Source organism: Streptomyces carminius, assembly GCF_002794255.1.
GTDB classification, from domain to species: domain Bacteria; phylum Actinomycetota; class Actinomycetes; order Streptomycetales; family Streptomycetaceae; genus Streptomyces; species Streptomyces carminius.
Map to the genome: position 1 here is coordinate 1 of NZ_PGGW01000064.1, position 14,458 is coordinate 14,458.

13 protein-coding genes are annotated in these 14,458 nt (G+C 72.7%); 7 read left to right on the plus strand and 6 right to left on the minus strand.

Features of this window, described 5'->3' with window-relative positions; translation table 11 throughout:
* The 4 genes from CUT44_RS22340 to CUT44_RS22355 form a co-directional block, all read left to right on the plus strand.
* A partial coding sequence (locus tag CUT44_RS22340; RefSeq protein WP_233221573.1) for a sensor histidine kinase occupies positions 1-622 on the plus strand: 622 nt, incomplete at its 5' end.
* A gap of 157 nt (positions 623-779) precedes the next feature.
* Positions 780-1,439: a response regulator transcription factor gene (locus CUT44_RS22345; RefSeq protein ID WP_100203803.1), complete on the plus strand. Its 660-nt coding sequence runs from the start codon at positions 780-782 to the stop codon at positions 1,437-1,439.
* 192 nt (positions 1,440-1,631) lie between these two features.
* The gene (locus tag CUT44_RS22350) at positions 1,632-3,542 is read left to right on the plus strand and encodes a 2-oxoacid:acceptor oxidoreductase subunit alpha (protein WP_233221574.1); all 1,911 of its coding nucleotides are present in this window, start codon (positions 1,632-1,634) and stop codon (positions 3,540-3,542) included.
* Positions 3,535-4,644, plus strand: a complete 1,110-nt coding sequence (locus CUT44_RS22355; RefSeq protein ID WP_100203727.1) for a 2-oxoacid:ferredoxin oxidoreductase subunit beta — start codon at positions 3,535-3,537, stop codon at positions 4,642-4,644. Before CUT44_RS22350 ends, CUT44_RS22355 begins: the two co-directional genes overlap by 8 nt.
* 28 nt (positions 4,645-4,672) lie before the next feature.
* On the opposite strand, the gene CUT44_RS22360 is transcribed toward CUT44_RS22355, so the two are convergent.
* A complete protein-coding gene (locus CUT44_RS22360; RefSeq protein ID WP_100203728.1) occupies positions 4,673-5,236 on the minus strand; it encodes an ATP-binding protein in 564 nt (187 codons plus the stop codon).
* Between the two features lie 275 nt (positions 5,237-5,511).
* Here CUT44_RS22360 and rarD point away from each other — a divergent pair, with 275 nt between their 5' ends.
* Positions 5,512-6,531: an EamA family transporter RarD gene (gene rarD, locus CUT44_RS22365; RefSeq protein ID WP_100203729.1), complete on the plus strand. Its 1,020-nt coding sequence runs from the start codon at positions 5,512-5,514 to the stop codon at positions 6,529-6,531.
* A 166-nt stretch (positions 6,532-6,697) separates the two neighbouring features.
* Positions 6,698-8,101 (plus strand): M20/M25/M40 family metallo-hydrolase, encoded by a 1,404-nt coding sequence (locus CUT44_RS22370; protein ID WP_100203730.1) that lies wholly within the window; start codon positions 6,698-6,700, stop codon positions 8,099-8,101.
* Positions 8,102-8,319: 218 nt separating this feature from the next.
* On the opposite strand, the gene CUT44_RS22375 is transcribed toward CUT44_RS22370, so the two are convergent.
* The gene (locus CUT44_RS22375) at positions 8,320-8,949 is read right to left on the minus strand and encodes a CGNR zinc finger domain-containing protein (protein WP_100203731.1); all 630 of its coding nucleotides are present in this window, start codon (positions 8,947-8,949) and stop codon (positions 8,320-8,322) included.
* Positions 8,950-9,040: 91 nt separating this feature from the next.
* On the opposite strand from CUT44_RS22375, the gene CUT44_RS22380 reads away from it, so the two are divergent.
* Positions 9,041-9,562, plus strand: coding sequence for a VOC family protein (locus tag CUT44_RS22380; protein ID WP_158239647.1), 522 nt, complete (start codon positions 9,041-9,043; stop codon positions 9,560-9,562).
* A 58-nt stretch (positions 9,563-9,620) separates the two neighbouring features.
* On the opposite strand, the gene CUT44_RS22385 is transcribed toward CUT44_RS22380, so the two are convergent.
* From CUT44_RS22385 to CUT44_RS22400, 4 genes are all read right to left on the minus strand, one after another.
* The gene (locus tag CUT44_RS22385) at positions 9,621-10,529 is read right to left on the minus strand and encodes an ABC transporter permease (protein WP_100203732.1); all 909 of its coding nucleotides are present in this window, start codon (positions 10,527-10,529) and stop codon (positions 9,621-9,623) included.
* 73 nt (positions 10,530-10,602) lie between these two features.
* Entirely contained in the window at positions 10,603-11,607 is a 1,005-nt protein-coding gene (locus tag CUT44_RS22390) for an ABC transporter ATP-binding protein (protein ID WP_100203805.1), read from the minus strand.
* A 112-nt stretch (positions 11,608-11,719) separates the two neighbouring features.
* Complete coding sequence (locus CUT44_RS22395; protein ID WP_100203733.1) at positions 11,720-12,979, minus strand: LolA family protein; 1,260 nt, start codon at positions 12,977-12,979, stop codon at positions 11,720-11,722.
* 354 nt (positions 12,980-13,333) lie between these two features.
* Positions 13,334-14,344: a polyprenyl synthetase family protein gene (locus CUT44_RS22400; protein WP_100203734.1), complete on the minus strand. Its 1,011-nt coding sequence runs from the start codon at positions 14,342-14,344 to the stop codon at positions 13,334-13,336.
* Positions 14,345-14,458: the final 114 nt, after the last annotated feature.

Here is a 14,458-nt window from a genome sequence, read left to right on the forward strand (position 1 = left end):
GGAGCTGGAGTCGGACCGGCGGACGGTGACCGACACCGCCTCCGCCGACCTGCGCCGCATCGAACGCGACCTCCACGACGGCGCCCAGGCCCGCCTCGTCGCCCTCGCCATGGGCCTCGGCCTCGCCAAGGAAAAACTCCCCGCAGACCCCGAAACAGCCGCCAAAATGGTCGACGAGGCCCACGGCGAAGTGAAACTCGCCCTCGCCGAACTCCGCGACCTCGCCCGCGGCATCCACCCCGCCATCCTCACCGACCGCGGCCTGGGCCCCGCCCTGTCCAACCTCGCCGCCCGCTGCACCGTCCCCACCACCATCACCACCGACCTGCCCACCCGCCCCGCCCCCGCCATCGAAGGCATCGCCTACTTCACCGTCTCCGAACTCCTCCAGAACATCAGCAAACACAGCCACGCCACCCACGCCACCGTCGACCTCTGGCGCACCGACGACCGCCTCCTCATCCAGATCACCGACAACGGCCACGGCGGCGCCACCACCGAAGGCGGCACCGGACTGTCCGGACTCACCGAACGCCTCGACTCCGTCGACGGACTCCTCCTCCTCGACTCCCCCACCGGCGGACCCACCACCATCACCGCCGAACTCCCCTGGCGGACCTGACCGCCCCGCGGCACGCCGCGTCCCCACCCGTCCGCGCAACCCGTTCACACGACCCGTCCGCACGACCCGCCCCCCACCGGAGCCCGGACCCTGGGATGCTGGGGCCGGAACTCCGGACTGTTGGGGGCAGGGGACCGTGGTGGACAGGGAGAACAAGGTGCGGGTGGTCATCGCCGAGGACTCGGTGCTGCTCCGGGAGGGCCTGACCCGCCTCCTGAGCGACCGGGGTCACGAGGTCGTCGCGGGTGTCGGCGACGGTGAGGCGCTGGTGAAGGTCGTCGGTGAACTGGCCGACGCCGGGGAGCTGCCGGACGTGGTGGTGGCGGACGTACGGATGCCGCCGACGCACACCGACGAGGGGCTGCGGGCGGCCATCCGGCTGCGCGCCGGCCACCCGGACCTGGCGGTGCTGGTGTTGTCGCAGTACGTCGAGGAGCAGTACGCCACCGAGCTGCTGGCCGGGTCCAGCCGGGGCGTGGGCTATCTGCTGAAGGACCGGGTGGCCGAGGTGCGCGAGTTCGTCGACGCGGTGGTCCGGGTGGCCCGGGGCGGCACCGCGCTCGACCCGGAGGTGGTCGCGCAGCTGCTGGGCCGCAGCCGCAAGCAGGACGTGCTGGCGGGGCTCACCCCGCGGGAGCGCGAGGTGCTGGGGCTGATGGCGGAGGGCCGTACGAACTCCGCGATCGCCCGGCAGCTCGTGGTCAGCGACGGCGCGGTGGAGAAGCACATCAGCAACATCTTCATGAAGCTGGGGCTCGCGCAGAGCGACGGCGACCACCGCCGGGTGCTGGCGGTGCTGACCTACCTCAGGTCGTAGGGCGCCGCCCGGCGGCGCCGGGGACGCCGCCGGGCGGCGGGAGGGCGCCCTTCACGGCCGGGTGGCCGGAACAGAACGCCCGCTGTGGGTGTCGTCTCATTTGACCGTCCAGCATGCGATCGGCGGCAGGAAGGTCACCCTTACCCACGTACGATGGCTGACGAGCCGACGCCTCAAGGGAGGTCCCGTCCAGTGACCAGCCAGGTCAGCAACCCCACCGACCAGCAGCGCCCGCCCGGCTCGACGGCCAAGGAGGTCCGGCGCCTGGAGCGGGTCGTCATCCGCTTCGCCGGCGACTCCGGCGACGGCATGCAGCTGACCGGTGACCGGTTCACCTCCGAGACGGCGTCGTTCGGCAACGACCTGTCCACGCTGCCGAACTTCCCGGCCGAGATCCGGGCCCCGGCCGGCACCCTGCCGGGCGTCTCCTCGTTCCAGCTGCACTTCGCCGACCACGACATCCTCACCCCCGGCGACGCGCCGAACGTGCTGGTGGCGATGAACCCGGCCGCGCTGAAGGCGAACCTCGCCGACCTGCCGCGGGGCGCGGAGCTCATCGTCAACACCGACGAGTTCTCCAAGCGGGCCATGGCCAAGGTCGGCTACACGGCCAACCCGCTGGAGGACGGCTCGCTGGAGGCGTACCGGGTCCACCCGGTGCCGCTGACCACGCTGACGCTGGAGGCGCTGAAGGAGTCCGGGCTGGCCCGCCGGGACGCCGAGCGGGCGAAGAACATGTTCGCGCTGGGCCTGCTGAGCTGGATGTACCACCGGCCCACCCAGAGCACCGAATCCTTCCTGCGGAAGAAGTTCGCCAAGAAGCCGGAGGTGGCCGAGGCGAACGTCACCGCCTTCCGGGCGGGCTGGAACTTCGGCGAGACCACCGAGGACTTCGCCGTCTCCTACGAGGTGGCCCCCGCCTCGGCGGCCTTCCCCGCGGGCACCTACCGCAACATCTCCGGCAACCTGGCGCTGTCCTACGGACTGGTCGCCGCGTCTCAGCAGGCGGACCTGCCGCTGTTCCTCGGCTCGTACCCGATCACCCCGGCCTCGGACATCCTGCACGAGCTGAGCAAGCACAAGAACTTCGGCGTGCGCACCTTCCAGGCCGAGGACGAGATCGCCGGCATCGGCGCCGCGCTGGGCGCCGCCTTCGGCGGATCGCTGGCCGTGACCACCACCTCCGGTCCCGGCGTCGCGCTGAAGAGCGAGACCATCGGCCTGGCCGTCTCCCTGGAACTGCCGCTGCTGATCGTGGACATCCAGCGCGGCGGCCCCTCCACCGGGCTGCCCACCAAGACCGAGCAGGCCGACCTGCTGCAGGCGATGTACGGGCGCAACGGCGAGGCCCCGGTGCCGATCGTGGCCCCGGCCACCCCCGGCGACTGCTTCACCGCCGCCCTGGACGCCGCCCGGATCGCGCTGGCCTACCGCACCCCGGTGTTCCTGCTCTCCGACGGCTACCTGGCCAACGGCTCCGAGCCCTGGCGCGTCCCGGAACCGGACGAGCTGCCCGACCTGGCGGTGCGCTTCGCCTCCGGGCCCAACCACACCACCGCCGACGGCACCGAGGTCTTCTGGCCGTACAAGCGCGACCCGCAGACCCTGGCCCGCCCCTGGGCGGTGCCGGGCACCCCGGGCCTGGAGCACCGCATCGGCGGCATCGAGAAGCAGGACGGCACGGGCAACATCTCCTACGACCCGGCCAACCACGACTTCATGGTCCGCACCCGCCAGGCCAAGGTGGACGGCATCGAGGTACCGGACGCCGTCGTGGACGACCCGGACGGGGACGCCCGGCTGCTGGTGCTGGGCTGGGGCTCGACGTACGGGCCGATCACCGCGGCGGTGCGCCGGCTGCGCGCCGCCGGGGAGAAGGTCGCCCAGACCCATCTGCGCCATCTCAACCCGTTCCCCGGGAATCTCGGCGAGGTGCTGAAGCGCTACGACAAGGTGGTCGTGCCCGAGATGAACCTCGGGCAGCTCGCCACCCTGCTGCGTGCCAGGTACCTGGTCGACGCCCGGTCCCACACGCAGGTGACCGGCCTGCCGTTCAAGGCCGAGCAACTCGCCACCGTTCTGAAGGAGGCCCTCGATGGCTGAGACCGCGGCGGAGGCGCCCGCGTCCGCGCCGAACCCGGCGTACCAGGCGCTCTCCCTGGTCCCCAAGGCCGACGGCAAGCAGACCATGAAGGACTTCAAGTCCGACCAGGAGGTCCGCTGGTGCCCCGGCTGCGGCGACTACGCCGTCCTGGCCGCCGTGCAGGGCTTCATGCCCGAGCTCGGGCTGGCGAAGGAGAACATCGTCTTCGTCTCCGGCATCGGCTGCTCCTCCCGCTTCCCGTACTACATGAACACCTACGGGATGCACTCCATCCACGGGCGCGCCCCGGCCATCGCCACCGGGTTGGCCGCCTCCCGGCAGGACCTGAGCGTGTGGGTCGTCACCGGCGACGGCGACGCGCTGTCCATCGGCGGCAACCACCTCATCCACGCCCTGCGCCGCAACGTCAACCTGAAGATCCTGCTGTTCAACAACCGGATCTACGGGCTCACCAAGGGCCAGTACAGCCCCACCTCCGAGGTCGGCAAGATCACCAAGTCGACGCCGATGGGCTCCCTGGACGCGCCCTTCAACCCCGTCTCCCTCGCCCTGGGCGCGGAGGCGTCCTTCGTGGCCCGCACCGTGGACTCCGACCGCAAGCACCTCACGAGCGTGCTGCGGGCCGCCGCCGACCACCCGGGCACCGCCCTGGTGGAGATCTACCAGAACTGCAACATCTTCAACGACGGCGCCTTCGACGCGCTGAAGGACAAGGAGCGGGCGCAGGAGGCGGTGATCCGGCTGGAGCACGGGCAGCCCATCCGCTTCGGCGCGCCCGCGGAGGACGGGCTGGGCTCCAAGGGCGTCGTCCGCGACCCGGCCACCGGCGACCTGCGGGTCGTGGACGTGACGGCGGAGGGGACCGGCGGCGTGCTGGTGCACGACGCCCACGCCGCCTCCCCGACCACCGCCTTCGCCCTCTCCCGGCTCGCCGACGCCGACACCCTGCACCACACACCGATCGGGGTACTGCGCGACGTGGACCGCCCGGTCTACGACACCCTGATGTCGGACCAGCTGGAGAAGGCCGTGGAGCAGCGGGGCAAGGGCGACCTCGGCGCACTGCTCGCCGGCAACGACACCTGGACGGTCCTGGGCTGATCCGGCGGCCGGGCGCACCGCCCGGCGTTCACGTCCGGCGTTCACGGGGAGGGCCGGTCCCGCCGAACGGGACCGGCCCTCCCCGTGCCGTGTCCGGCGGACCGGCGCCGGCCCGGGGCCCGGGTTCGAGTCCGGGACCGGGCCCGGACTCGGGCTCGGGCTCCCCGGCCGGCTTGAGCTCGAACTCGCACCACACGGTCTTCCCCGGCTCCCCGGGCGCCCGTCCGCCGACGCCCCAGGCGTCGGCGAGCGCGCCCACCAGCAGCAGCCCGCGCCCGCCCTCCTCGTGCAGTCCCGGCCGGCGGACGCACGGGCGCCCCACGCCCCGGTCCCGGACCTCCATCCGCAGGACGCCCCGCCTCGGCACCGTCAGCCGTACGCGGAAGCAGTCACCGGACGGCATGCCGTGACGCACGGCGTTCGTGGCCAGTTCCGACACGCACAGCCGTACATCCTCCTCGCGCTCCGTCACACCCCAGTCGTCCAGCACCTCCCCGACGAACTCCCGCGCGGCATGGACGGAACGGCCGCTGAGCTGGAACACCTTCTCCCGGGGAGAAGGTGGTGAAGCCATCCGGCTGGTATCACCCATGGTCGCTCTCCGTCATGAGGAATGACCACAACGTCCGTCCGCACGCGGGCGTACGGATGCGCTCACGAACGGATACGGGCGGAAGCCGGAAGGTGTTCAGTTGCGGGCGCACACAATTCTCAGGGGGCGCGGGTTTTACGGACGTACGCCGGGGAGGCGGGCGACGCATCAAACGTCAGGACCGTATGGCGAAACGGAAATGACAGCAGCGGCGCGGAGCGTTACCTTCATCGGGTCGGCCCACCGGGGCCGGCCGCCAGTCCGGAGGAGGAGCCTTGGAGTCGCACGGCGAGCACCGCACAGGTCTGTTGTTCGGCTTCGCCGCCTACGGAATGTGGGGGCTGCTCCCGCTGTACTGGCACGTGCTGGAGCCCGCCGGCGCCCTGGAGGTCCTGGCCCACCGGATGGCGTGGTCGCTGCCCACCGCCCTGGTCATCCTGGTCCTGCTGCGCCGCTGGTCGTGGGTGGGGCCGCTGCTGCGCGAACCGCGCAGGCTCGCCCTGGTCGTCCTGGCGGCCACCCTGATCTCGGTCAACTGGGGCCTGTTCATCTGGGCGGTCACGGTCGACAAGGTCCTCGAGGCCTCGCTCGGGTACTTCATCAACCCGCTCATATCCATCGCCTTCGGCGTCCTGCTGCTGCGCGAGCGGCTGCGTCCGGCCCAGTGGGGGGCCGTGGGCATCGGAGTGGCGGCGGTGGCGGTGATGGCCTTCGCCTATGGCCGGGTGCCCTGGGTGTCGCTCACCCTGGCCGTCAGTTTCGCCCTCTACGGACTGCTCAAGAAGCGCATCGGGCTGGACGGCGTGGCGGGCTTCGGCGCCGAGACGGCCGTGCAGTTCCTGCCCGCCGTCGGAGTGCTGGTCTTCCTGGGCGCCCGGGGAGAGGCCACCTTCGCCGCCGAGGGCCCCGGTCACACGCTGCTGCTCTCCTTCGCCGGACTGGCCACCGCGCTGCCGCTGATCTTCTTCGGCGCGGCGGCCGTACGGCTGCCGCTGTCCACGATCGGACTGCTGCAGTACCTGGCGCCCGTCTCGATGTTCCTGCTGGGGCTGCTGGCCTTCGACGAGGCGATGCCGCCCGAGCGGTGGGCGGGCTTCGTCCTCGTCTGGGCGGCGCTGTGCCTGCTGACCTGGGACGCCCTGCACACCGCGCGCCGCTCGCGGGTACGGCTGCGCGCCGCCGCCGCGGCGGCCGCCGCGACCCCGTCGGTCCCGGCGGCCACAGCCGGGAAGCAGCCGGGCCCCGCGTCGGCCCGGCCGGACGGAACGGCCGGGGAGCTCACCCGAAAGGCGTAACGGACGCCCCGCCGCACCCGGGTGCGGCGGGCCACCGCCCGGGCCCGGGTGGCATCCCGTCCCACCTTGCCCGATATTCGGTGAGGAACGTCCGGGCCGCGCCCTTGACGGTGTGTCGGCGTCCCCTCAACATCATGCCCACCTCGTCCCCCCACAGGAGGCATCGATGTTCATCCGCTCCGCCCGGCGGCTTCCCCCGAGAACCCCTCCGCGCCGCCCCGGCCGCCGGGCCGCCGCGGCCGGCGTGCTGGCGGCCGGGCTGCTCGTCACGTCAGCCCCGGCCGCCACGGCCGGCGTGCTCACGGCCGGGCCCCCCACCGCGTCCACCGCTCTCGCCTCGGCCGGATCCACCTCCTCCGGCGCCGCACCGGCCACCGAGGCGCCGGACATCGCGCTCTCCGCCGTCAAGGACCGGCTGTCGCGGCTCCAGTCGATCGCCACGGCCAACGGCGGCAACCGCGCCCACGGCACCCCCGGCTACCGCGCCGCACTCGACCACCTCAGGAGCGAACTGGACGCCGCCGGCTACACCACCTCCGTACAGCCGTTCACCGCCGGCGGCACCACCGGCTACAACCTGATCGCCGACTGGCCCGGCGGCAGTCCCGACGAGGTCCTCATGGCCGGAGCCCATCTGGACTCGGTCGCCGGAGGCGCGGGCCTCAACGACAACGGCTCCGGCTCCGCCGCCGTCCTGGAGACCGCGCTGGCCGTGGCCCGCACCGGGTTCCAGCCGGACAAGCACCTGCGGTTCGTCTGGTGGGGAGCCGAGGAACTGGGCATGCTCGGCTCGCGGCACTACGTCGGCGGCCTCTCCGCCGCGGAACGGTCGAGGATCAGCGGCTATCTCAACTTCGACATGATCGGCTCGCCCAACGCGGGCTACTTCGTCTACGACGACGATCCGCGGATCGAGGGGGTCTTCCAGGACTGGTTCGCGGCGGCGGGCGTGCCCACCGAGATCTCGACCGAGGCCGACGGACGCTCGGACCACGCTCCGTTCGCCGACGCGGGCATACCCGTCGGCGGTCTGTTCACCGGTGCCGGACGGACCAAGACCGCCGCCCAGGCACAGAAGTGGGGCGGCACCGCGGGGCAGGCGTTCGACCCCTGCTACCACTCCGCCTGCGATACCGAGGCCAACATCGACGACACCGCGCTGGACCGCAACAGCGACGCCCTGGCCCATGCGGTGTGGACGCTCGGCACCGGCGTCAACGAACCCGGCCGGGTGTTCGAGAACACCGAGGACCTGGCCATACCCGACGGCGGCCCCGCCGTGGAGTCCCCGATCTCCGTCACCGGCCTGACCGGCAAGGCCCCGGACGAACTGCGGGTCGGTGTCGACATCAGGCACAGCTACCGCGGCGACCTCGTCGTCGACCTGGTGGCTCCGAACGGCGGCATCACACGGCTGAGGAGCGCGGACTTCGACTCGGGCGACGACCTGACCACCACCTACACGGTCGACGCCTCCGCCGGGCCGGCCGCGGGCGTCTGGAAGCTCCGGGTCCGGGACGCCTACCGGCAGGACACCGGCCACCTCGCCGGCTGGTGGCTCGACTTCTGACCGTTCCGGCCGTTCGCCCCGCCGGTGCGGTGGGCGCCCGCGGGCGCCCACCGCACCGGCTCGCGCGACTCACCGGGCCCGTCCCGTCCGAACCGTCCCGTCCGGCCCCGAGCGGACCGGACCCCCTCCGCCGGTGTCCGCTCCGGCAGCGCGTGCTCGCCGGTGCCGGCCGACCGCTCCCCCGCCGTCCCGTGCGGTGCGTCCCGCGGACGCGTTCCTCACTCCTCTTCGCCCTCCCGCCGGGCGCGCAGGGCCCGGACCTTGTGGCGGTTGCCGCAGCGCTCCATCGAGCACCACCGGCGGCGGCCGGGTCGTGAGGTGTCCACGAAGACCAGGTGGCAGCCGTCGGCGGCACACTCCCGTATCCGGTGGGCGTACGGGCCGCCGAACAGGTCGACCGCGTCGCGTGCCACCGTCGAGAGCAGCCGTGCGCCCGTCGCGGCCGGCCCCCAGTCCCGGCTCCAGCCCGCGCCGCCACCCCGCCGTCCGTCCGCGCGCAGCAGTCTCGGGGGCAGCGGAGGGCCTGCGGCGGTGGCGTTGACCACCGCCACGTCGGCCTCGCGCGGCACCCGGCCGTGCGCCTGGTCCACGGCCATCCGCCACAGCGCGGCCCGCAGCTCCCTGGCCGCGGCCAGCTCCGCCTCCGTCACCGCGACCGAGGGCGAGGGGCGCAGCCGGGACCGGGCGGCCCAGACCGCCAGGTTCGCCGGCTCGCGCAGCACCTCGTGGCGGGGGTACCTCGCCGATCCGCCCGTGGGCAGCAGCTCCAGGCACAGCGCTCCGGGGTCGAAGCGGTAGGGCACTCCTTCGGGTGAGTGCAGCACCAGACCCGTTGCGGGCTCTCTCATGTAACCACTATAAACAGTTACAGGAGATCGGGGGCCGACGGAGCCGTGATTCCGGCGGAAGCTCCGGGACGGTACGGGAGAGGGGCAGGACATGGCAGACACGGCAGTCACGGTGGACGAGGCAGGCGCGGTGGACGAGGCGGGCACAGCGGACGGAGCACGGGAGGTGCTCGGCTGGAAGCTCGTGGTCGACTGCGCGGATCCGCACCGGCAGGCCGACTTCTGGGGGGCGGCCCTGGGCTACGAGGTGGAGGACCACGGCGTCCTGATCGAGCGACTGCTCGGCTCCGGCGCGATCGGGGAGGACTTCCTCATGGAGCACCACGGACGCCGGGTCTGGCGCCACGCGGCGGCCGCACGTCACCCGCAGGATCCGGTCGAGGAGTCGAGCGGCACGGGGCTGGGCCGGCGGCTGCTCTTCCTTCGGGTGCCGGAGCCCAAGGAGGGCAAGAACCGCCTGCACATCGACGTCCATGCCGGCCCCGGGCGGCGTACGGAGACGGTGGCACGGCTCACGGAGCTGGGAGCGGCCGTCATACGGCGGGTGAAGGAGCCCGGCGGGGAGTGGACCGTCATGGCGGATCCGGAGGGGAACGAGTTCTGCGTGGCATGACTCCCGCCGCTTCTCCCGTCCCCCGACCACCGGCTGTTCCCTCCGGGGCGGCCCCTGATCAGACCGTGATGTCCCGGTTGGCGAAGCGGGCCCAGGCGGCGGAGCCGAAGACGGCCACGTACAGCCCCTGGAGGCCGAGGTTGTCCAGCAGGTCGTCCCAGTAGACGGGATCCCTCAGAAGGTCCGCGAAGGACATCCAGTGGTGGGGAAAGAGATAGGGGTGGACCATGTCGAGTTGCGGGATCGCGTCGACGATCTGCACGGCGATCAGCAGACCGACGGTGGTGGCCATGGCGGCGACCCCGCTGTTGGTGAGGGTGGAGACGAACAGCCCCAGGGCCGCCAGACCGGCCAGTGAGGCGGCCACCGCGACCGCTATGGCCAGCGCCCTCAGCAGCCCCTCGGTGAAGGGGACGGCCGTTCCGGACAGCAGGGTCACGTCCCCCAGAGGGAAGAGGAGGGCGCCCACGGCCAGCGCGGAGAGCGCCACGGTCAGTGTCGCCGCCAGACAGAAGACCAGCACGGCGGTGAACTTGGCGAGCAGCAGCCGGGTGCGTCCGGCGGGGGCGACCAGCAGATAGCGCAGGGTGCCCGCGCCCGCCTCCCCCGCCACCGAGTCGCCCGCGACGACTCCGACCGCCATGGGGAGGAAGAACGGCAGGGTGGCGGCGAGGGCGGTGAAGACCAGGAACAGGCCGTTGTTGGTGATCTGGCCGATGAACGCCGGCCCTTCACCGCCGCCGTCACCGACCGCTCCGCCGTCGCCGGTCTCGATCCTGACGGCGATGCCGACCAACAGCGGGATACCCGCCAGCACGGCGAGCAGTACCAGGGTCCGCCAGCGGCGGAAGGTGATGCCCAGCTCGCTGCGGAACAGGCCGAGTGACCAGAGCGGCCCGGGGCGGCACGGAGCGGCGGGTGTCCCGTCCTCCACCGTCCCGGCCCCTGCCGCCCCGGTTCCCGGCATCCCGGCCCCTGACATCCCGGCCCCTGACATCCCTGCTCCCGTCGCCCCGGACCGCGGCGGTTCCGTCCCCGGCTCAGCCCGCGACATCGAAACCCTCTCCGGTCAGTGCCACGAAAGCGTCCTCCAGCGAGGCACGCTCGGTTCCGAAGGCCCGCACCCGCACTCCGGCACGCACCAGGGCGGCGTTGAGGTCGGCCGGATCGGGCGGGTCGGCGGTCGGCAGCTCACCGGTGATCCGGTCGTCGGCGACGATCAGCTCGGTGAGGCCGTGCTCCTTCAGAACACGGGCGGCGTCCGCGGTGTCGGGGGTGGTGACCGCGAGCCGGCCTCGCACACCCGCCCCCAGCTCGGTCGCCCGTCCCTGGGTGACCAGCCGCCCGCCGGCCATCACCGCCACATGCGTACAGACCTGTTCGACCTCGTCCAGCAGATGAGAGGAGAGGAAGACCGTGGTGCCGTCCGCCGCGAGTTCCCGTACGAGGGCACGGATCTCCCGCATGCCCTGGGGGTCCAGTCCGTTGGTCGGTTCGTCCAGCACCAGCAGCTCACGCGGCTGCAGCAGCGCGGCGGCGAGTCCGAGACGCTGCTTCATGCCCAGCGAGTACGCCCGGGCCTTCTTGCGGGCGGCGGCCGTGAGCCCCACCCGCTCCAGGGCCCGCCCCACCCGGGCGGCCCGGGTGCGGGGGTCGGCGGTCGGGTCGGCCGCGTCGAAGCGCAGCAGGTTGTCGCGCCCGGAGAGGAAGCCGTACAGCGCCGGGCCCTCGATCAGCGCCCCCACCTTCGGCAGCACCTGCCGGGCCGCGCCGGGCATCGGCGCGCCGAGCAGTCGTGCGCTGCCGGCGCTGGGCTCGATCAGACCGAGCAGCATCCGGATCGTCGTCGTCTTCCCCGAGCCGTTGGGACCCAGGAAACCGAAGACGCTGCCCCGCGGCACGGACAGGTCGAGACCGTCCACGGCGGGCCGGCCGCCGCCGTACCGCTTGGTGAGCCCGCGGGTCTCGACGACCGGGGCCGCTCCGGACGGCGCCGCTCCGGACTGTGCCGGTACGGACGTGTCCGGTACGGGCGGTGGCTGCATGGTGCTCCCCGGGATCGGACGGGTGTTTCGGTGCGCCGGTGCGCCGCCGACCCCGGTGCTGCCGCCGGACCGGCGGCGCACCGGTGGCCGGCGGCGCCGGGCGAGGGTCCGGTCAGTCGGCCGGGCCCGCGGTCTCGGCGGCCCTGACCAGGCCGTCACGGGTGACGGCGCCGGCGTACACGGTGCCGTCGTCGGTGATCAGTACGTTGACGAGACGGGTACTGAAGATCCGGCCGGTACCGAAGTCGCCCTTCACCTCGTCGGTGAAACGGTCGAGGAGTTCACCGGCCTCGGCGGAGTCCGCGCCGCCGGTGCCCGCCCGCGGGCCGTCGCCCGGCAGCTCGGCCCGGACGACCGTGCCCCAGCCCTCGCCGATGAGGTCCAGCCCGGAGGGCAGACCCCGGCCCTCTTCTCCGTGCTTCCCCTCCCGGTGCTCCGGCCGGGGCTCCCCGCGGCGTTCGGCCCCGGCACCGCCCCGCGCCCCGTCGAGCCTCTCCTCGGTGACCTCCGCGCCCTTGGGCGGCTTGAAGTCGAAGGTGTCGGCGTCCGGCTTGGCGAAGTCGACGTCGGCGAAGCCCACGTCGAACACGGCCTTGCCCCCGCTCTTCGGAGTGAGGGTGAACTTCAGCGGCACCCCGGTGTCCGCGTCCACCGCGATCCGCACCGACCCGACCGTGCTCTCCGAGGCCCTGGGCTTGATCAGCAGCCGGTAGGCGTCCTGTCCGGCGACCTTCGCCGTGCCGTCCACGGTGACCGAGGTGGTGCCGTCGACCGCCTTGAGTGCCTCCCGGGCGGCCTGCTGCGGGGTGATCCCGTCCAGCCCGGAGGCGTCCCCGGCCCGCTTCCCGTCCTCGTCCGCACCGCTCTCCCCGTCCCCGTGCGGGCTCTTCTCGGGGAGAACGGTGTGGTGGACGGCGTTGGCGGCACTGTCGTACGCCCAGACGTCCCTGCCGTTGTGGACGATGCTGTACTCGGCGGCCTTCTCCACGACCGAGATCCGCTGTCTGTCCGGTCCGTCGACGGCGACCCGCAGGGTGTGGGTGCCCGAGGCCAGCTCCATGAGCTTGGCCCGCGGATCGGCGTCCGACCCGTCCTCCGCACCGCTCCCACCGCGTGGGCCACCGCCCATGGCCTGACCGGCCAGACCCGGAAGTCCCAGGTCGGTGCTGATCCGTACCGTGCCGGACAGCTGCTCGGTCTCCGATGCGGCGATTTTCGCCACCAGTTCCTCGGCGGTGACCTCCGGCAGGTCGGGGTCGCCGGCGGAGTTCGCCAGCGCCGGTACGAGTCCGACGGTCACCGCCGCCGCTCCGGCCACCGTGACCGGCACGGCATAGCTCAGCGCCTTCTTGATGGATCGGGTCTGTGCCATGTGTGCCCATACCTCCGTGATCGACGGCGGTTCGCCCGTGTGTCGCACTCGTCCACCCCTGGCCGCCATTCTCACCCATTCCGGTGCGGGGTGACGGTTTCCATCCCATCAGATTGCTCCGGACAGGGCGTCAACCGACGGGATCGAGTCGGTGTGATACCGCGGGATGAGAAGAGGGCGCTTCTCTCGTCCCGGCGGGCGGGGGACCGGGCCGCCCGGCGCCACCACGGGCGTACGGGGTCGGCCGGGGTCCGGTCGGCTCACCGCCGTGAACGGTCCGGACCTGGGAGAACTCCCGGGCACCGGGGTCTGGTGCCGGGCCCGGCGCCGGGGCCGGGGCATGCCCCGGGCGGCTCAGCCCGCGCGGTGGACCACCGCGTCGCACAGGGAGGAGAGCGCCGTCTTGGCCGCGCAGTCCGGCAGCGGCCCGAGAGTGGCACGGGCTTCGTCCGCATAGCGGACCGTGTCGCGGCGCGCCTCCGCCAGCGCCGGGTGGGCGCGGAGCGCCGCCAGCGCCTCCGCGTGGCGCGCGTCGTCGGTCAGATCGCCGTCCAGCAGGGCGCACAGGGCCAGGTCCTCCGGCCGGCCGTCCCGGGTCGCACGGGCCCGCAGATGGAGGACCGGCAGGGTCGCGATGCCCTCGCGCAGATCCGTGCCCGGCGTCTTGCCGGACTCGTGGGAGTCACTGGCGATGTCGAGGACGTCGTCCGCCAGCTGGAAGGCGGTGCCGATCCGCTCCCCGTACTGGGTGAGGATGTCGACGACGTCCTCACCCGCACCGGCCATCAGCGAACCGAGTCGGCCGGCCACCGCGATCAGCGAACCGGTCTTGCCCGCGATCACCTCCAGGTAGTGGGCGACCGGATCGTCGCCCTCGCGCGGCCCGGCCGTCTCCAGGATCTGCCCGGTCACCAGCCGCTCGAAGGCCTCGGCCTGGATGCGGACGGCCTCCGGTCCCAGATCGGCCAGGATGCGCGAGGCCCGGGAGAAGAGGAAGTCCCCGGTGAGGACGGCCACCGAGTTGTCCCAGCGCGCGTTCGCGCTGGGCACGCCCCGCCGTACGTCGGCCTCGTCCATCACGTCGTCGTGGTAGAGGGTCGCCAGATGCGTCAGCTCCACCACCACCGCCGCGGGCACCACCCCCGGGGCGTGCGGGTCGCCGAAACGCGACGCCAGCATCACCAGCAGCGGCCGGAAGCGCTTCCCGCCGGCCTGCACCAGATGACGCGCGGCTTCCGTTATGAAGGGCACGCCGCTCTTGGTGGCATCGATGAGGCCTTCCTCGACAGCCGCCAACCCCGCCTGGACATGGGCTTCCAGAGCCTTGTCCCGCACGCTCAGCCCGAAGGGCCCGACGACGGTCACGAGGAGTACTCCTGTCTGCGTACGATCAGCGACCGATCACGCGGCTCGTCGCGGTCGTCCCGGTGTGTCCCCGCACCGTCCGGCCGCTGTCCCCAGCATCATCCCTGGCAGCGT